Origin of the sequence: Archangium gephyra (assembly GCF_049060025.1) — a bacterium.
GTDB classification, from domain to species: domain Bacteria; phylum Myxococcota; class Myxococcia; order Myxococcales; family Myxococcaceae; genus Archangium; species Archangium gephyra_A.
The window spans coordinates 4,666,860-4,685,145 of sequence record NZ_JBMEQQ010000002.1; the positions used below are offsets into that span (position 1 = coordinate 4,666,860).

General features: G+C 70.5%; 14 protein-coding genes. 10 read left to right on the top strand and 4 right to left on the bottom strand.

Annotated features, from left to right (window positions below; all coding sequences use genetic code 11):
- Nucleotides 1-25 precede the first annotated feature (25 nt).
- On the bottom strand, nt 26-997 hold the full coding sequence (locus ACN28I_RS20270) for a hypothetical protein (RefSeq protein ID WP_420943616.1): 972 nt from the start codon (nt 995-997) through the stop codon (nt 26-28).
- A 2-nt stretch (nt 998-999) separates the two neighbouring features.
- Here ACN28I_RS20270 and ACN28I_RS20275 point away from each other — a divergent pair, with 2 nt between their 5' ends.
- From ACN28I_RS20275 to ACN28I_RS20285, 3 genes are all read left to right on the top strand, one after another.
- Complete coding sequence (locus tag ACN28I_RS20275) at nt 1,000-1,134, top strand: hypothetical protein (RefSeq protein WP_420943617.1); 135 nt, start codon at nt 1,000-1,002, stop codon at nt 1,132-1,134.
- A 231-nt stretch (nt 1,135-1,365) separates the two neighbouring features.
- Entirely contained in the window at nt 1,366-1,545 is a 180-nt protein-coding gene (locus ACN28I_RS20280; RefSeq protein ID WP_420943618.1) for a hypothetical protein, read from the top strand.
- 572 nt (nt 1,546-2,117) lie between these two features.
- Nucleotides 2,118-3,035, top strand: coding sequence for an AAA family ATPase (locus tag ACN28I_RS20285; RefSeq protein WP_420943619.1), 918 nt, complete (start codon nt 2,118-2,120; stop codon nt 3,033-3,035).
- Nucleotides 3,036-3,041: 6 nt separating this feature from the next.
- Here the strand turns inward: ACN28I_RS20285 and ACN28I_RS20290 are convergent, their stop codons facing one another.
- The 3 genes from ACN28I_RS20290 to ACN28I_RS20300 all read right to left on the bottom strand — a co-directional run bounded on the left by ACN28I_RS20290 (nt 3,042) and on the right by ACN28I_RS20300 (nt 6,987).
- Nucleotides 3,042-3,878 (bottom strand): hypothetical protein, encoded by an 837-nt coding sequence (locus ACN28I_RS20290; protein ID WP_420943620.1) that lies wholly within the window; start codon nt 3,876-3,878, stop codon nt 3,042-3,044.
- Nucleotides 3,879-3,880: 2 nt separating this feature from the next.
- Nucleotides 3,881-4,618, bottom strand: coding sequence for a hypothetical protein (locus ACN28I_RS20295; RefSeq protein ID WP_420943621.1), 738 nt, complete (start codon nt 4,616-4,618; stop codon nt 3,881-3,883).
- Nucleotides 4,619-4,725: 107 nt separating this feature from the next.
- A complete protein-coding gene (locus tag ACN28I_RS20300) occupies nt 4,726-6,987 on the bottom strand; it encodes an MtsA protein (protein ID WP_420943622.1) in 2,262 nt (753 codons plus the stop codon).
- Between the two features lie 105 nt (nt 6,988-7,092).
- On the opposite strand from ACN28I_RS20300, the gene ACN28I_RS20305 reads away from it, so the two are divergent.
- The 7 genes from ACN28I_RS20305 to ACN28I_RS20335 all read left to right on the top strand — a co-directional run bounded on the left by ACN28I_RS20305 (nt 7,093) and on the right by ACN28I_RS20335 (nt 18,262).
- A complete protein-coding gene (locus ACN28I_RS20305) occupies nt 7,093-7,380 on the top strand; it encodes a hypothetical protein (RefSeq protein ID WP_420943623.1) in 288 nt (95 codons plus the stop codon).
- 179 nt (nt 7,381-7,559) lie between these two features.
- Nucleotides 7,560-9,746: an AgmX/PglI C-terminal domain-containing protein gene (locus ACN28I_RS20310; RefSeq protein ID WP_420943624.1), complete on the top strand. Its 2,187-nt coding sequence runs from the start codon at nt 7,560-7,562 to the stop codon at nt 9,744-9,746.
- A gap of 44 nt (nt 9,747-9,790) precedes the next feature.
- On the top strand, nt 9,791-10,426 hold the full coding sequence (locus ACN28I_RS20315; protein ID WP_420943625.1) for an outer membrane beta-barrel domain-containing protein: 636 nt from the start codon (nt 9,791-9,793) through the stop codon (nt 10,424-10,426).
- 12 nt (nt 10,427-10,438) lie between these two features.
- Nucleotides 10,439-11,923, top strand: a complete 1,485-nt coding sequence (locus ACN28I_RS20320) for a hypothetical protein (protein ID WP_420948679.1) — start codon at nt 10,439-10,441, stop codon at nt 11,921-11,923.
- The gene (locus ACN28I_RS20325) at nt 11,920-15,156 is read left to right on the top strand and encodes a tetratricopeptide repeat protein (protein ID WP_420943626.1); all 3,237 of its coding nucleotides are present in this window, start codon (nt 11,920-11,922) and stop codon (nt 15,154-15,156) included. The genes ACN28I_RS20320 and ACN28I_RS20325 overlap by 4 nt, the downstream gene beginning before the upstream one ends.
- Before the next feature lie 74 nt (nt 15,157-15,230).
- A complete protein-coding gene (locus tag ACN28I_RS20330) occupies nt 15,231-16,355 on the top strand; it encodes a hypothetical protein (RefSeq protein ID WP_420943627.1) in 1,125 nt (374 codons plus the stop codon).
- A complete protein-coding gene (locus ACN28I_RS20335) occupies nt 16,355-18,262 on the top strand; it encodes a tetratricopeptide repeat protein (RefSeq protein ID WP_420943628.1) in 1,908 nt (635 codons plus the stop codon). The genes ACN28I_RS20330 and ACN28I_RS20335 overlap by 1 nt, the downstream gene beginning before the upstream one ends.
- The last annotated feature ends 24 nt before the right edge of the window (nt 18,263-18,286 follow it).

Consider the following 18,286-nt stretch of genomic DNA (forward strand, 5'->3'; position numbering starts at 1 on the left):
GGGGGAGGACTCCACACCTGGGGGCTCAAGTCCCCAGGATGAAATCATCGGGGGTGAAGGAGCGGGTACCCGCGGGGTCGCGGCCCTCGTCCTCGGTATAGCGCAGGCGTTCGATGCGCAGCGAGCCGATGCCCGCGCCGCGTGGGTCGTTGTCCCGGCCCACCTGCATATAGAGGTAGATGTCGTTGGTGCCCGCGCGGATGCGGCGGCCGGGGATGGAGGGCTCGGGACGCTCGAGGGTGGGCACCAGGGTGACGTTCTCCGCGCGCACCGCGTAGCAGGCCCGGCCGTCCTCGGAGGGCGCCGCCTCGGTGATGGAGTAGCCGTAGCCGCGCTCCGTCTGGAAGGCGAGGTCCGCGCTGAGGGGGTCGGTGTGGGCCTCCGCCTCCTGGATGTTGGGGATGCCGTCGCGGTCGCTGTCCTGCAGGTCCTCGGGGACGAGCGGGTTGGTGCTGGTGAGGGCCTCGACGAGGTCCGGCAGGCCATCGCCGTCCGAGTCCCCCACACACGGGTCGGTGCCCAGCACGCGCTCCTCGCAGGTGTTGAGCCGGTCGCCGTCATCGTCCAGGGCCGGGTTGCAGCCGGGGATGAGATCCACCACCGCCGGGTTCAGCCCCATGCGCACCTCGATGCCGTCCATGAGCCCGTCCAGGTCGGTGTCCGGGAGCGTGGGATCCAGGCCGCGCGCCACTTCGTCGCTGTCCGCCAGGCCGTCTCCGTCGCTGTCGGCGAGCACCTGGCCGGCGCGCACCACCACGTTGCGGTTGAAGGCGAGGAAGCGCTTCAGCTTGAGGTTGCTCTGCAGCGACGCGTAGTCCAGGCCGCCGAGCGCGGTGCCCAGGGTGGTGAAGCTCGCCGTCACCGCCTCGGTGCCTCCGGCGTTGGCGATGGCGGCCACCTGGGCGGCGGTGTGGGTATCGGCCTCGGCGCGCACGTAGACGGGCTGCACGGACACCTCGCCGGCGCCGTACCGCTCCACGAGCGCCTTGAGCTTCACCGGTGGCGGCGGCCAGCTCGCACCGGCTGCAGGCCGCGGGGTCCGTCAGCCGCGTGCAGCGCGAGTCGAGGCCCGCGTTGAAGGCCGGGTTCTGGCAGCTCAGGTCCGCGCTCGTCATCACCACGACGACGAGGTAGCGCGTGCGGGCCACCTCGCCCGGGCAGCCCGTCTGCATGTCGCCGGAGAGGATGCTCCTGGCCAGCCTCAGGCCCGAGCGGACGCTGGTGGGCCCCGACTCCTGGTAGGTGGCGTAGCGAGGGAGGACGGCCTGGAGGGCGGTGGCGTCGTCGAAGCGTCCCAGCAGGCCCGTGGCCACGGTGTGGAAGGCCACCAGGCTGAACTGGATGTAGGGCACCGAGAAGCGGCTGGTGAGCGTGCCGAGCGCCTCGGTGACGGCGCCCGGCATGTCCGCGGGGAGTCCCGCCCCCCCCTGCACGGCGAAGAGCACCTTCACGGGGAAGGCGTTGCCCCCCGCGAGCGGCACGCACACGTTGCCGGCGAAGTCCGCGCGGTCCCTGCCGCTCGGGCCCCGGCCATCGAGCGCGTAGAGGCCCGCGTCGGAGCACGACAGCAGCAGCACGGGCACCAGGAGGCAGGCCATCCGCGGGAGGGTGCTCATCCGGCGGGATTGTAGAGCCCAGCCCGCGCCACGGGTGCAAGGACTCATGTCGAGGGGCCGGGTCATCCGCGCCCCTGGGTGGGTCAAGTCTTACGAATACCCACAAGCCCGGCGGGTGAGGATATGGTGCGGCCCTACCCGAATCACCTTGGCCCTCCGCATGTACCTGCGCAGCCTCACGCTCCAGAACCTCAAGCTTCTGCGGGATGTCGCCATCTCCTTCACCCGCCCGGACGGGGAGATCCGGCCCTGGACGGTCTTCGTCGGAGAGAACGGGCTGTGCAAGACGGCCGTCCTCCAGGCCATCGCCCTCGCCGCGAGCGGCTCCTCGCTGGGCAGCGAGCTCGCGGACGTCACCTCGCTGCCGGACCGGCGGCTGCCCTCCAGCGAGCTGATGCTCATCGGCGCCGAGTTCACCTTCGGCCAGGAGGGGCACAAGGCGCGCGAATACCCGGGCCTGGAGAGGAAGCACTCGCTGCCGCCCTATGTGCGGAGGCCTCGGTGGCGGCGAAGAACACCTGGCGCGAGCTGGTGGGCAACTCGAGGTACGTCGGCGTGGAGCACACGCGCGTGTTCGATCCCATCCGCGAGGCGCGCCGCACGCAGCTTCCGGGATGGTTCGTCGCGGGCTACGGCGTGGCGAGGGCCCTGCCCCGCCCCAACGCCATCCAGGGCGAGGGCCTGTCGGATCCCATCAAGCAGCGGATGGCGAACCTCTTCGATCAGGGCAGCCTGATCGCCACGGGCTTCGCTGACGTCTTCGAGCCGGCCCAGGCGAAGGCGTACACCCGGGTGCTGAAGCAGGTGCTGCTGGAGGGCAACCTGCTGCCGGGGCTCGTGGACCTGGAGCTGAAGAGCCAGGGGATCGTCCGCACGCGGCAGGACATGCTGGAGGCCCACTGCTTCGAGATGGACATGGGAGGCCAGCGCGTGAAGGTGCCGGCCACGTGGCTGTCTCACGGGTACCAGAGCTCGATTGCCTGGCTGGCGGATCTGATCGGCCACTTCCTGCTCGAGGCGGGCAAGCCCGTGGCGCCCGAGAAGATGGAGGGGCTGGTGCTCGTCGACGAGCTGGACCTGCACCTGCACCCGCGCTGGCAGACGGCGCTCGTTCCGGCGCTGAAGCGGATCTTCCCCCGGCTCCAGTTCATCGCCACCACGCACTCGGCGATGCTCCTGCCGGGGCTGGAGCAGGATGAGGTGCTGGTGCTGCGCCAGGAGGAGGACGGCAACGTCGACGTCGCTCCGGCGCCCGCCTCGCCCTCGTGGCTCACGGGCAGCGAGCTGTTCGACGTGTTCTTCGACAAGAAGGGCAAGCCGCTGCGCAGCAGCCGGAGCCCCGCGCCCCGGAAGAAGCAGCCCGCGCCGGAGAAGAAGCAGCCCGCCGCCAAGAAGGCGGCACGGACGAAGCGGAAGTAGGCGGCCTCAGCCCCAGTGGGCCACCTCCGCGATGAGGCGGCCCACCTTCAGCTCGCGCAGCAGCCGGAAGAGTCTGGGGGAGATGAGGTACTCGGGGTGGGGGTGCAGAACCCCCATGCGAGCACCAAAGAGTTGGCGCGTGCGAGCCAGGTCACTGCCGTCATGGCTGTCCTTCTTCAACCACAACTCGGAAATACGGTTCAGGCCGAGCACATGGCCCTGGGGGCATCTGTACTCCCCATTCGTATCCAAATCAAAAGGACCATTACCGGCCTGAGTTGGAGGAACGATGTCCACGGGTGCGGAGGTGACGACGAGTTGATGCCAGTTCTCAAGTACTCGTCCCGAGGTATCTCGCACGGCGAGGAAAGAGGCGCCTGTGATGCCATGGGCTTGGAACGCCTGCACGAGCCGGCTCGACATGATGATTTCCCCGGCGATGGTACGGTGCATGTTCCGCCTGGGAATGGTTTCAGGCTCGAGACGTAGATCTGTGCTCTGCCGTGCGCCAGCGCCGCAGTGGGGACACGCCGACGACTCGTCATACTTCGTGCCGCACATCTCTCCGCATGGCTCGAAGACGGAGCGGAGGCTCAGCTCGAAGATCTCCGCCGATTGAATCTCCTCGGGCGTGTAGTGGCGGGTGATGTCCCAGCCTCTAAAGAATGAGCCGCCTGCGCGGTGGAACTCGCTATTCAGCTCGCCGATCAGCCGGACCCGCTCGTCCTCCATGGGAAGCCGGACGCAGCGAACGAGTCCATCATCTCCCATTCTCCACCCCACCTCTCCCAGGTGCTCGCTCGCATCTGACTCCGAGATCCTGAACTCGATGAACTCTCGCATGGCTATGGATTGATTCCGATGAGCTGGGGAATGGGAAACTGGGAGTAGACCGTGAGCATGATTCCAAGACGCTCTTGGGCATCGGGGAGTCTTCTCTTGTCGTAGCCCCATTCCTTACGGAACGCCCGGGTGAGCATCTTGTGGTAGGCGGTGGGAATCCGGTACGTCGCTCCGCTCTGTGGCCCACCGAGGTACACAGGAATGAGGTGGTGGTCCTGGTATCCCGCGCTGTTGGGAAAGGCCGCCTGCGCATCCGCCAGCCGCTGTTGATAGAGCTTGCGCGCGGCTTGTATCGCCGCCAGGTCCGCCGCGCGCCGCTGGTTCTCCATCCTTTGTTGAGGCGTAGGCCGCGAATTGAGCGAGGGGGACAGCCGACTTCCGGTGGGTCCACCCCTGCCCCCTCTCCGGGGAGGACGCCGGCTCAGAAGCTCACCCGGTCCGCTTCCCGGGTCGTGGCTCCGCGCGGGCTCGAGGATGTCCTCGAACTCGACGACCTCGAGGCGGTAACCGGCCGCACGTAACGCCTCCGCGCTCCAGCCCTCCAGACCCGGCTCCTCCAACTCCACCGGGAGGAACACGGCCCCTTCGTCCGGTACGGCCTCCGAGCCACCACGTACCAGCAGGCTCGCCTCTACTGGTTCAGTGCCCCCCGGCTCCCGGCCCCCCACGTACGAACGGGAGGAATCCGAGGCACAGCCCACCAGCACCAGGAGGAGCACCGACAACCATGGCAGGCGCATGCGACGGCTCACTTTCCGCACCGGGAGGAGGAGACCGTCAGGTTGACACTCCCGGCGAGCACGGGCGAGCAGCGCCCACCGGCTGTGTCCGCTGCGCGAAGCTCAGCTCAGAGCGTGAGGAGCCACGCCAGCAGGTCGTCCTGCTCTCCGGGCGAGAGCGCCTTCATGTTGCCGTGCGCGGGGCCGGACATGTCCATCACCGCGCGCAGCGGGAAGCGCGTGCCCACGGCCAGCCGGTTGTCATCACGCACCTCGAAGCCCGCGGCGCCGCTACTCAACATGGGCCAGATGTCCCACGCGCCCACCAGCGAGGGCGGTGCGGCTCCCGGCACCAGGTCCTGCTGCTCCAGCCTCAAGGGCAGTGCATTCGGTGTCCCTACCTCCAGGTAGCGCCCGCGCGTCCTCGCGTCCTGGTCCAGCGTGAAGAGCGGCGCGGGGTGGCACCCCGTGCAGTTCCCCTTCCCCTCGAAAATCTCCTGGCCCCGAGCGGGACTCCCGCGCCGTCCATCCGGCAATTCCACCATCTCCAGGGGTACACCGTGCGCGTCCCGGAAGGGGTTTGGCGGCGTGGGCAGCAGTGAGACGTAGAGCGTGAGCGCCTCCACCTCCGCCTCCGTAAGCGCCGGTTTGTGAAAGCGGTTGCGGCTGCCCACCGTGCGCATCGTCTCCGCGAGGCTGTGCGTACTGGCCGGCGTGAAGTACGGCGGCGTGTCGCGGCTGCCGAGCACCGTGGTGGAGCGGTAGATGCGCATCGGCCGCGTCTTCTCGAAGAAGACGCCCCCTGTGTGGCCCTCGAGGTGGCACGCATCGCAGCTCATCGCCGTGCGGCCGAGGTCCGCGTAATAGAGCACCTGCCCCAGCCGCCGCTTCGCCTGCGTCCCCATCCGCGTCACCGGCCACTGCCGCACCACACGCGCACGGCCCGCCCGGGCCTCGGACACGTCCACCACCGCCACCGTCCCGGTGTGCCGGTTGAGCACGTGGAGGGTACGCCCGTCCGGCGCCAGCGCGAGCGCTCTCGGCCCGGCGTGCAGTTCCACTCCGGCCCGGCCCGCCGTCCCGAAGTCCGCCTCCGGCCGCACCAGCGGCGTGCCCTCGGGCAGCGGCATGGGCACCTCCTGCAGCACCTCCAGCCGGCGAGCGTCCAGCACCCGCACCCGGCCGAGCCCCACGTCCGCCGCGTACAGCAGCCCCGCCTCCTCATCGAGCGCCAGCCCCTCGGTGATGCCCGCCCCGAAGCCCCGGTGCCGCACCACCTCGCCGCGCTCCGGGTCCAATTCCGTCACGCCGCCGTTGGGGCTCACCTCCATGCGCTCGGCATTGGGCCCCACGTTGGGCCCCAGGCTCGCCAGGAAGAGCCGCCCCAGCTTCTCCGAGGCCACCAGCCCCCGTACCGCCTTGCCGCCCATCACCTGTGCGGAGAAGCGCTCCGTCCCGCCTCCGACGATGGGCACGCCCGGCTTCGGCACCACCGTTGCCACCGGCACGCCGTCCTCCCGCCGCAGCAGCTCCACCTGCCCCGTCTGCAGGCTCCCCACGGCGAGCAGCCCCTTCCAACGCACCAGCGCCCGGGGATTCGGGTCCACCTTCGCACGCCACACCGCGTGCCCGTCCTCCAACGAGAGCGCCTGCACCTCGTCCCGCACGTGCTCGGCCACGAAGGCCACGCCGCGAGCCCCGTCCACCGCGAGCCCCAGGACCCCGGCCGGCGCGGGCAGCACCCGAGGCGCGCTCCCGGGCGCGTCCAGTGCGTACAGGTGCAGCGCCCCGGTCCACAGGTGGGCCACCGCCAGCCACGGACGCCCTTCCGCGTCCTTATATGTATCGAGCGCGCTCGGCCCATCCCCCACCGCCAGCGGCTCCACGCGCCCACTGGCCACGTCCAGGGCGAACACCGTGTCCGTGGGCGGCGAGGCGATGAACAACGTGCGCCCATCCGGAGAGAGCACCATCGCCGTCAGGTCCGCGAAGGCGGCATCATTCACCACCGTGAGGCGTGCCTCGCCCTCGGGCGTCACGTCCGGAGGCCCGGCCAGCCGCACCGTCACCACGGCCTGTACCTGCTCCGCCGCCATTCCCAGGTCCGCGGGCAGGCGCGCGTACGCGTGCCGTGCGTCCACCACCACGAGAGGCAGCTCGCGCGACAAGGGCGGCCCGAGCACCAGCCGAAGCCCGGGCACCAGTCCCTCCCCATGAATGGCGAGCGGCTGCGAAGTCTGATTGCTCGTCAGCCGCGGGCCCACCGAGTCGAGCCGTGGAGGCGCACTCGGCCCAGGACGCGCGCCGTGGCGCCACAGCACCACCCCCGCCGCGGCCAGGAAGAGGAGCAGCACGGCGAGCGCCGCGAGGGGACGAATCGAACGAGTCACGAAGCCTCCACCACACCGACAGCACTCCACCTTTTCCAGCCTGACCGCAAGTTGCTGTTCCCGCGTTGACAGGTTGGTACGCGCATCGCGTAACCTGCCGGGCTGATGCGGCGCTTCCTCTCCTCCCTGGTGATCGCTGGCCTCCTCGGCCTTGCTCCCACGCCCCTGGGCAGCGAGGCCTCGGCCCAGGGCCGCGCACGCGCGAAGGCGGCGTCTTCCAAGGGGAAGAACCGCAAGGCGCCCTCCAAGGCCGAGCCCTCCCGGAAGGCCGAGCCCTCCCGACAGGTGGAACCCGCCTCGGCGCGGGTGAACGACCCTGTCTCCGGCGAGCCCGCTGCGGCCGCCTCGGCGGCGCCTCCCACGCGAGGCCCCGCCCGGCATCGACTTCGATGACCGGCTCATCCAGGGCCAGACCAACAAGTCCGGAGCCGTCTACCTGTACGACCGCAAGGAGCTGAAGACGCGGTCGATGATCCGCGAGCGCGACAACTTCCGCTCGGAGATCGTGTCCACCGTCTACGATCAGCAGCCGTAGACACCCGGCCGCGAGGCCTGCGTCAGGAGGATGAGCGTTGAGCGGCCAGCAGACGGTTCTCCAGGTCGTCATCCTTCGCGACGGGCTCCTCGTGGGCACGGAGGTGTTCACTCCGGGCACGTACGCGCTCGGCTCGGACGCGTCCTCGGACCTGCGGCTGGACGATGTCTCCGTCGCGCCCCGCCACGCCGTCCTCTATTTCCAGAACGGCCGCGCCGCCATCCAGGACGCGGGCTCGGGCCAGCCGGTCTACGTCAACGGCCACCGCATCTCCGCATGTGAGGTGCGCTCGACGGACGAGGTGCTCTGCGGCCCCTTCGTGCTGAAGACGCGCGTGCTCTCGCAGAAGCCCCGCGACGAGCGGGCCCAGCCGCCTCCCGAGGTGGCCGCGCTGCTCGGCGGTGCCCCCGCGCCCGCCTCCGCGCCGGTGCCGTCCCCGTCGCAGCTCTCCGCCACCCAGCCCATCGCGAGGCCCTCGGGCCCGGTGAGGCCCGTCGCCCCCGTGGCGCCTCCGCCGCCGCCCGCGGCCACGGTGCCGCGCATGCGTCCCGGCTCGGCCCCCACGCTTCCCGGAGTCCCCGCCTCACCCCCCACGCCGCCGGGTGCGACCGCCGTCTATGGCGTCGGTGCCTCGTCCGTCCCGTCCCACCCCGTCGCCGTGCCCGAGGTGCCGGTGGGCACCATGCCCTCGGCCCGGCGCCGCGCTCCGCAGCCGGTGCAGGCCACGGGCCCTTCGCTCGTGCTCGCGGATGGGCTGCTCGAGGATCTGCCACCGGAGCCGGGCCCCACCCAGGCACCCGCCACCGGCACGGACATGGAGTGGGAGCGCCCGGACGCGCCGCTGGATCGTCCCACGCACGCGCCCCGCCTGGACGCGGGCCGCAAGGGCTCCGCGCACCTGTACCTGGAGCTGTACTGGGGGGCCGTGCGCCGCGATGCGCGCCGCTTCGCCCCGGGGAAGAAGCCGGTCCAGGCCTCCGCGGACGAGCGTGCGCCCATGCCGCTGTGGGGCTTCCAGCTCCCGGACGAGCCCTTCACGCTGGCCGAGACCGTCAACGACGCCTTCCGCCTCTACGTGCCCAAGGGGGCGAAGGTGGAGCGCAGCGGCGCGAACGGCCGCTTCACTCCGGTGGCGCCCGGGGCCCTGGAGGTGAACGGGGAGCGCCCCTTCGTCACCCTGCGCCAGGGCACCGCCGCGCGCCTCTCCGAGGGCAGGATGTCGCTGGTGGCCTACGCGGCCCCGCTGCCCGAGAAGGTGCGCGTCAACCCGCTCAAGGGACTGCCCTGGCTGGCCGTGGGCAGCTTCTTGTTCTTCACCTCGGCCTTCGGTGGCTTCATCGCCGCCATGCCCGAGCAGCCGGAGGGGGCGGACTTCATCCAGAAGAACCTGCCGCCCATCGCCCTGCGCCTGCTCGCGCCCGAGCCGAAGAAGAAGGAAGAGGCGAGGAAGAAGCTCGAGGCCATCAAGCAAAAGGCTCCCAAGAAGCAGGTGGCCAACAAGGAGACGAAGGCGCCCGTGACGCCGGAGCCTCCCGCGCCCCGGCCGCGCAAGTCGCTGCCCAAGGCGGTGGCCGACGCACCCGAGTCCAATGCCCTCAAGGCCCTGGCGAAGCTGACGGCCGCGGGCCCCGCCACCAAGGACCTGCTGGCGGCGGTGGACAAGCTGGGCAGTGGCCCGGGCAGCAAGAACGCGAAGAACTCCAACTTCAAGCTCTCGGGCCTCATCGGCAAGGCGCCCATCGCCAACGCGGGCCTGGGGACGTTCGGCCTGGGTGGAGGGGGCAAGGGCGGCGGCGCCACGCTGGGCGCGGAGATTCTGCGAGGCAAGGGCGGTGGCGGCATCGGCGCGCTGGGCGCGGGCGGCGTGGGCAAGGGCAAGGTGGGCGGCACCGTGACGCGGGCCACCGCGCGCACCATCGCCGCGCAGGGCTCCATCGATCGCGAGGCCGTGGCCAAGGTGGTCAACAGCCACCTGCAGGAGGTGTACGCCTGCTACGAGCGCGCGCTGCTCAAGGATCCGGGCCTGGCCGGCAAGGTGGTGCTGGAGTGGACCATCGGCACCAACGGCCGCGTGGTGGCCACCAAGACGAAGTCCTCCACCCTGCGCAGCCCCTCCGTCGAGGCCTGCATCATCGGCGGCCTGAAGGCGTGGACCTTCCCGCCCGCCCGGGGTGGCGCCGTCATCATCACCTACCCGTTCATCTTCAACTCGGTCGGCTACTGATGCGCTCCCCGTCGCGTCCGGCCGGCCTCCACCAGGACCGAACCGTGCGATACGCCCTGCTCCTCCTCTCGCTCGTCCTGCCCGGGCTGGCCCGCGCCCAGGCCGAGGCCCTCGAGAACCCCGGTACCGTCTCCGCCGTCCAGGAGCGGCTCTACCGGATGAACCATGAGCTGACGCTCGGCGTGGGCGTGCTGCCCGCCGATGCCTTCTACAAGGGCGTGCTCGGCACCGTCGGCTACACCTACCACTTCACCGACAGCTTCGCCTGGCAGGTGGGCCGGGGCAGCTACAGCTACAACCTGAAGACGAGCCTGCGCGAGCAGCTCGAGCGCGACTTCGACGCCTCGCCCACCAGCTCCGCCTTCGAGGAGCAGGTGCAGTGGATGGTGGGCTCGGACCTCGTGTGGAGCCCCATCTACGGGAAGATGGCCGTCAACAACCGCTCGGTGGTGCACTTCAGCGCCTTCCTGCTGGGCGGCGCCACGGTGATGAAGCTCCAGCGCGCCGACGGCTTCCGCCCCGCCGTCAACCTGGGCCTCGGCGTGCGCGTCTTCACCGGCCGCAACCTCTCCTTCCGCTTCGATGTGACGAACAACACGGTGTTCGTGGGCGCTACCCGCCTCATCCAGGTGCCCACGCTCCAGCTCTCCACCGCGTTCAACTTCGGCGCCACGGAATGACTCCCCGCCACGATTCTCGCCGCGCTCGTCTCCTCCGCGCTGCTCGCCGCGCCCGCGCCTGTGTGGGCCCAGGCCAATGGTGCGCCGGCGGCCGCTCCCGCTCCCGCCCCGGCTCCACCTCCGGCCGAGAAGGTCCCGGACACGGTGTTCGACAAGGCGCTGGCGGACTACTTCGCCGGCAACCCGCGCGCCGCCGCCGGGCCGCTCCACGCGTGGCTGTCCTCGGCGCCCCGGACGCACGAGAACTACGCCTGGGGCCAGTACTTCCTGGCCCGCAGCCTCATCGACCTGGGCTTCACGCACGCGGGCAGCGTGTACCTGTCGCGCATCGCCCGTGAGCGCTCCAACCCCAACGTGCTGCCCCGCGCCCTGGAAACCCTGCGCGAGCTGACGGACCGGCCGCACGACGAGGTGATGATCGACGAGCAGGTCTTCGGAGCGCTGGACCTGGGCTTCCTCCCGGAGGAGGCGGGCGCCTACGCGCACTACCAGCAGGGACTGGTGGACCTGCGGGTGGGCAACGAGCGCTGGGCCACCACGCACTTCTCCAAGCTGCCCGAGGGCAGCGCCGAGGCCAGCCGCGCCCGCTACGCGCTGCTCGTCACCCGGCTGCGCGAGGTGAAGGAGCCCAACGACGAGCTCATCGAGGACTTCCTCGGGCTGAGCAAGGACGAGAAGCTCACCCGCGAGTCGCGCAACGAGGCGGCGCTGGCGGTGGCGCGCCTGCGCTACGAGCGCCAGGAATACCCGCGCGCGCTGGAGGCCTACGGACTGGTGAAGCTGCCGGAGTTGGATCCGGGCCGGGCCACGCTGTACCTGGAGGAGGCGTGGACGCGCTACAAGCTGGGCGAGGTGCGCGCCGCGCTGGGCATCCTCACCACGCTGGACGCGCCCTCCTTCCGGGACGAGTTCCTCCCGGACAAGTACCTGCTGCGCGCCCTCATCTACCGGGACCTGTGCCACTACCTGCCGGCCAAGCGCGCGGCGAAGGAGCTGACGCGGCGCTTCGCGGACTCGCTGGAGGCCATCCGCGCCCGGGAGGACCTGACGCAGGACGTGCGCCTGCGCCGGGCCGCGAGCGCCCAGGGCGCCACGAGGCGGGCCGCGCGCTTCCTGGAGGTGCTGGAGCTGGAGGGCGAGCGCCTGGGCCGCTACGCGGGCAGCTTCGGCGAGCGGCTCTACACGCACCTCACCAAGACGTATGACCTGGCGCACGCCGAGGCCCGGCGCGTCTACCAGGCGCGCCTGGAGGAGTCGGTGCGGCAACAGGCGGACACGCTGCTGCGCTCGGCCGAGCAGGTGCGGCTGATGGAGTACGAGGTGGGCCTGAAGCTGTACGAGCGCGTGAAGAAGGGCTCCAAGGTGGTGGCACCGCCCGAGGAGGAGTTGCTGTCGCCCTCGCAGGTGGGCTTCACCTTCGATGGCGAGTACTGGAACGACGAGCTGCGCTCGTACCGCGTCCGCCTCGAGAGCCGCTGCATCGAGGAGAACCCATGACCGGCCCCCTGCTGCTCATCGCGGCGCTGCTCGCCGCGGGCCCCGTCAACCCGCTGGCGTCCAAGGCGAAGGAACGGGAGGAACTCATCGAGAAGCTCCAGCGCGACATCTTCAAGGTGGACCGCGCCATCGGCGAGACGGAGCGGCTCATCGCGAAGAGCCGCAACGCGCCCTACCTGCCGGACCTGCAGTTCCGGCTGGCGGAGCTGTACGTGGAGAAGAGCCGGTACGTGTACTACCTGCAGGCGGAGCAGCGCCCGCCCGGGGCCAGCGGTGCCCTGGTGTCGCCCGAGACGCGCCTGCTCAAGCAGAAGGCCGTGCAGATGTACTACCGGCTGCAGCGCGAGTGGCCGGACTTCCACGACGGCGACAAGGTGCTCTTCTACCTCGCGCACGAGCAGCGCGAGCTGGGCGCCTTCGACGAGATGCTCAAGACGCTGGAGGAGCTGGTGCGCAAGCACACCGGCAGCCCGCTGCGGCTGGAGGCGCTCCAGATTCTGGGGGACCACCACTTCGACAAGGCGGACCTGGGGCTGGCGGAGAAGCACTACACGGCCATCCTGGAGGCGCCGCCGTCACCGGTGCACGACCTGGCCCGCTACAAGCTGGGCTGGATTCGCGTGAACCAGGGCAAGCACGCGGAGGCGGTGCCCTTCTTCGAGGCCGCCGCGGCCAGTGCCGCGCTGCCCGGCGTGGACGTGCGGAAGACGCTCAACGTGAAGCGCGAGGCGCTGGTGGACCTCGTCTACAGCTACACCGAGGCCCGGCCCGCCAAGGGCGCGCTCAACTACTTCGAGAAGCTGAGCGACAGCCGGGCCACCTACGCGCTCGCGCTGGACAAGCTGGGCAACCGCTACTTCATCAAGGCGCAGTACGAGTGGGCCATCCCCGCGCTGCGCAAGCTGATGGAGCTCCAGCACGACCCGGAGATGGACCTGGAGCGGAGCCAGAAGCTGTACGACGCGCTCAAGGCGGCCAAGGGCAAGGTGCTGCCCGAGCCGGAGGATCTGCGCTTCCTGGTGCGCGCGGCGGTGACGAGCAAGACGGACCCGCAGCTCGACGAGGCCGAGCGCAAGAAGCACCTCGCGGAGCTGGAGGAGATGGGGCGCGATCTGGCCACGCAGCTCCACGTGGCGGCGCAGAAGAAGGAGGACAAGGGGCTGTACCTGAAGGCGGCGGCGGCCTACCGCGAGTACCTGGGGCTCTTCCGGCCGGAGCAGTACGTGCGGACGATGATGAAGAACCGGGCGGAGGCGCTCTTCGCGGCGAAGGAGTTCCCCGGAGCGGCGCGCCAGTTCGAGGAGCTGGTCCGCTACGAGGAGAAGGCGACGGACGCCAAGGGCGTGGAGGAGGCGATGTACGGGGCGCTGCTGGCGCACTTCTCCACGGTGAAGCCGGAGGAGGCGCAGCGCCGCAACGCCTTCGAGGTGGCGGACGCGCGCCAGGCGCTCAAGCTGATGGGAGCGGACTTCGTGTCGCGCTACCCGCGGAGCCCCCACGTGCTGGAGGTGAAGTTCAACATCGCCCGGGCCTGGTACGAGGACGGCGAATTCCCCAAGGCGGCCGAGCTCTTCACCGCCTTCGCGCTCGCGCACCCCTCGCACAAGGACGCCACGGCGGCGGGCAACCTCGCGCTGGACAGCCTGCGGCAGGTGAATGACTTCAAGGGCCTGGAGGAGACGGGCCAGAAGCTGCTCGGCGCGGCGCTGCCGGCGGCCTTCCAGAACGACGTGAAGCGGATTCTGGCCCAGACGCGCGCCGAGGCCCTGGACGAGCTGGCGCTGAAGAGCTCGCAGGAGACGGGCGACGTCATCGAGGGCCTGCTCAAGGTGGCCAACGAGAACAAGGGCGCGGAGCTTGGCGAGAAGGCCCTGTATGGCGCCTTCACGGCGGCGCGCGACAAGAGGGATTTGGGGCGCGAGCGTGAGATTGGGAAGCGACTCACGGACGAGTACCCGAAGAGCCAGTTCGTGCCGGACGTGCTGCTGACGTTGGGCCGTCACGCGGCGGAGGCGGCGGCCTTCACCGAGGCGGCGGGCCACTTCGAGATGGTGGGCGGAAAGCTGGGAGCGGACGTGGCGGCGGTGGATGGCTGGCTGACGGGCGCGCGGCTGCGCCAGGCGATGGGCCAGTTCAAGGAGGCGGCGAGGGACCTGGAGGCGGCGGCGGACGTGGCGGGGGCGCGCAAGGCGGAGGTGATGGTGCTGCTGGCGGAGACGCACCTGCGGGCCCGGGACTACGTGAAGGCGAAGACGGCGGCGGACGTGGCGCTGAAGCTGGACAGGACGAGCGCTGCGGCGGTGGCGGTGCTGGCCGAGGTGCAGGCCACCACGGCGGTGAAGGATCCACCGGACGCGCTCATCAAGACGCTGACGGCGGCGGTGCAGGGCCCGGACGGACAGACGGAGGAGGCGGCCAAGGGCCTGTGGTACCTGGGGGAGATCCTCTACCGCGCGTACAAGGATCTGCCGTCGGACAAGGTGGAGGAGAAGGTGTCGGCGCTGCAGGGGCTGGAAGGCATCTACACGCAGGCGGCGTCGCTGGGGTACCCGGAGTGGGCGGTGGCCTCGCTGTGGAAGGTGGGCCTGGTGTACGCGCACCTGGCGGACGTGGTGGAGGCCACGCCGGCACCGTCGGGCGTGTCCGCGTCGGACGCGCAGGCGTTCCGCAAGGCGGTGGCCGAGCAGGTGGCGCCGTTGCGGCAGCGGTCCCAGGACGCCTTCGAGGCGTGTGTGTCGCGCGCGGAGTCGCTGGAGGTCTTCAGCGTGGCGGTGCTGGGCTGCCGGACGAAGAGCGACACGGCGGCGCTGCCAGTGCCCGCGGTGGGAACGGCGACACAACCCGCCTCGCTGGAGGAGCTGCGCAAGAAGGCGGAAGCCACCCTGACGGCGGAGGCGCTGGAGGCGCTGGGCCTGGGCTACCTGGGGGCGAACCAGTTCGGACTGGCGCAGCTGACACTGGGACGGGTGACGGAGCTGGCGGACACGAGGGCCTCGGCGCACAACGCGCTGGGCTGGGCGATGCTGAACCAGGGAGACGCGATGGGGGCGCGCGAGGCGTACGCGAAGGCGCTGGAGGCGGACCCCACGTATGACAAGGCGCGGCTGAACCTGGCGGCGCTGCGCTGCCGTTTCGGGGACACCGAGGGGGCGAAGCGGGAGCTCTCGGTGCTCAAGGACGTGGGAAGCCTGAGGGGCCCGGACGTGGACAGCGGGTGGTCCGCATGCAAATGACCATCTCTCGCCAGCCCCCGCGCCCCCCTCCCCTCTCCCTCCGGGAGAGGGACGGGGTGAGGGTGCCCGGACCCGTGCCCCCACCGTGCCCGCGCCCCCGTGCCCCCACCCTGCTCCTCACCCTCCTCCTGTCGGCCTGTGCCCCCAGGACACTCGAGGGCAGCGTCACGGAGTACCTGGACCTCACCTACGACCGGGCCGAAGCCCAGGCCGCCAACAACGAGGTGACGGTGAGCTTCCTGCGCCCCCGAGGCGAAGGAGAAGACATCCAGCTCAAGGTGGCGGCGAGGCTGGAAGGAATCTCCCTGGAGCCGAGGGCGGCGATCGACCTGGCGCAGCGGATGGGAGGCACCACGGGCCCACAGCGAGGCGCCGTGAGCCGGGGCGTGCTGGAGGAACCCGTCCGCCAATTCCCGGAGATCGCCCGGGGAGAAGCTCATCTTCGACGGGTACCTGGACTCGGGGAAGACCGTCACGGGCGAGTTGCACCTCACCTTCGTCAACGGCACCGACGTCTACTCCGGCCGGACCATTTTCGGCCGTTTCGAGGCGACCGTTCCATGAAGCGCACAGTCCTGCCATTCCTGCTGCTGCTCACGGCCGCGTGTGGCCCCCGCTACGGGATGCGAGTCCCGGACAAGCTGGTGGCGAAGCTGCCGTACGAGAGCCGCATCGAGCTGTTGGAGTCGGAGAACGACCTGGCGCTGGCCATCGACAAGGTGGACGAGGCCAGCAACGAGATCCTCCGGGCGAGGGAGGCCATCCGCCGGGCGAAGTCGCGCGAGCAGGCGGCCGAGGACGAGGAGAAGCGCGCCCCGGACGCGTCCTCGCGCGAGGTGGCGAAGCTGGCCATCGAGGAGGCGCGGGCGCGGGTGGAGTACCTGCGAGCGAAGCAGCGGCTGAACGTGGCGCTGCGGGACGTGGAGGAGCTAGCGATGCGCTGTGCCTTCGCGCGCTTCGAGCTGGCGCGGCTGCAGGCGGCGCGCAAGGCGAAGGTGGAGGGCAGCGAGAAGCTGGACCCGAAGAAGTACGAGACGCAGGTGTCCGGATGTGAGGGAGAGGTGAAGGCGGAGCGGGGAGCGTTGGCGGCGGACACTGCCCAGGAGAAGACAGCCCGGGAAGCATGGGAGGTGAAGAAGGCCGCCCTGTCGAAGAAGACTTTCGACGCACGTGCGAGTCCCTACGTGGAGAACCTCTGATGACGCGAGCCGGCCTTCTCGTCTTCCAGCTGCTCACCGCTCAGAGCCCTGAACCGGGTACACCGCCCCCGGAACCACCGGCCGTGGAGTCCACCCGGCGGGCCGGAGCACCGGCGGACACGGAGAAACTGTACCGGCTGGGAACGGCCTTCCTGGCGCGGGGCGAGCCGCGCAAGGCGGTGAAGCCGCTGACGAAGCTGGTGGAGCAGGCGCCGGAGCTGATGGCGCCGAAGCTGGCACTGGCGAGGGCGCTGCGGCTGACGGGTGAAACGGACAAGGCGAAGGCGCTGCTGGAGCAGGCCATCGAGGCCTTCCCGAAGGAGGAGGGGCTGAGGGCGGAGCGGGGGCTGCTGGCGCGGATGCTGGATGAGCGGGACACGGCCATCGCGCAGTTCTCGCTGGCGGTGGAACTGTCGCCGAAGGACGCGGAGCTGCGCTTCAACCTGGGCGAGGCGCTGCAGCGGGCGGGGAAGACGGACGAGTCGATCGCCGCATACCGCGCGGCGCTGAAGCTGGACGAAAAGCTGACGGCGGCGCGGGTGAACCTGGGCAAGGCGCTGGCGGACAAGGGGCTGACGGGCGAGGCGCAGGAGACGCTGCGGGAGGCCACGCGGCAGGCGCCGAAGGACGCGGAGGCGCACTACAACCTGGGCGTGCTGCTGATGCGGGCGGGCCAGTTGGACGGAGCCATCTCCGAGTACGAGAAGGCGCTGGCGGCGGTGCCGAAGCACGCGATGGCGCGCAACAACCTGGGCGTGGCGCTGGACGCGAGGGGCGAGCACCAGAAGGCGCTGGAGGCATTCCGCAAGGCGGTAGCGGCGGATCCGAAGTACGCGGAGGCGCACTTCAACCTGGGGATGGCGTACTACCGGAAGGACGATCACATCCGGTCGACGCGGCACTTCGAGAAGGCGCTGGCGCTGGAGCCTCAACGGGCGAGTGGCCCGTACACGCAACTGGGGGCGAGCTACCTGGCGCAGGGCAAGCGGGACCGGGCGGTGGAGGCCTACAAGAAGGCGCTGGCGGCGAGCGCGGAGGACGGCAAGCCGAACACGGAGGCGTGGCAGGGGCTGGCGAGGGCGTACCTGGGGCTGGGGCGGGTGGACGAGGCGGTGGAGACGTTGAAGAAGGCGGTGGACGGCTTCCCGAGGGACGTGAGCGCGCGGGCGGCGTACGGCGACGCGCTGCTGGCGAAGGGAGACCTGGACGGGGCGCTGGCCCAGTACGAGGAGCGGTTGGCGCTGGAGCAGACGACGGAGGCTCGGCTGGCGCTGGCGAAGGCGTACGCACGCAAGCGGATGGGGACGAAGGCGGCGCCGCTGTACGAGGCGGTGCTGGCGGAGGAGCCGGAGAACGCGGCGGCGAAGCTGGGGCTGGCGGACCTGTACCTGGCGATGGGGAACCACGACGGGGCGGAGAAGCTGCTGAAGCCGAAGGAGGGCGAGGAGGCGGAGACGGCGGCGCTGGCGCGGCTGGGCATCCTGCACTCGAGGCGGGGACGGCCGGACCTGGCGGTGGCGGAGCTGGAGGAAGTGACGAAGAGGGATCCCTCACAGCTCGAGGCGAGGGCGGAGCTGGGCTTCCTGTACCTGCGAGGCGGGGACAGGAAGAAGGCGGAGAAGGTGCTGGAGGAGGTGGTGGCGGTGGAGCCGAGGCACGCGCTCGGGCTGCTCTACCTGGGGCACGCGCAGTACCAGCAGGGGAACGCCCAGGAAGCGGAGCAGTCCTTCCGAGGCGCGGTGCAGGTGGACCCGGCATTCGGCGAGCCGCACTACGCGCTGGGCCAGTTGCTGGAAGCGGCGGGCAAGCTGACGGAGGCGAAGGCGGAGTACGAGAAGGCGGCGGAGCTGCAGAAGGACCACCCGGACGCCGCGGCGGCCGCCAGACGCCTGAGCAGCGCGAAGTAGCAAAAACAGCCTCAACCCCAACAA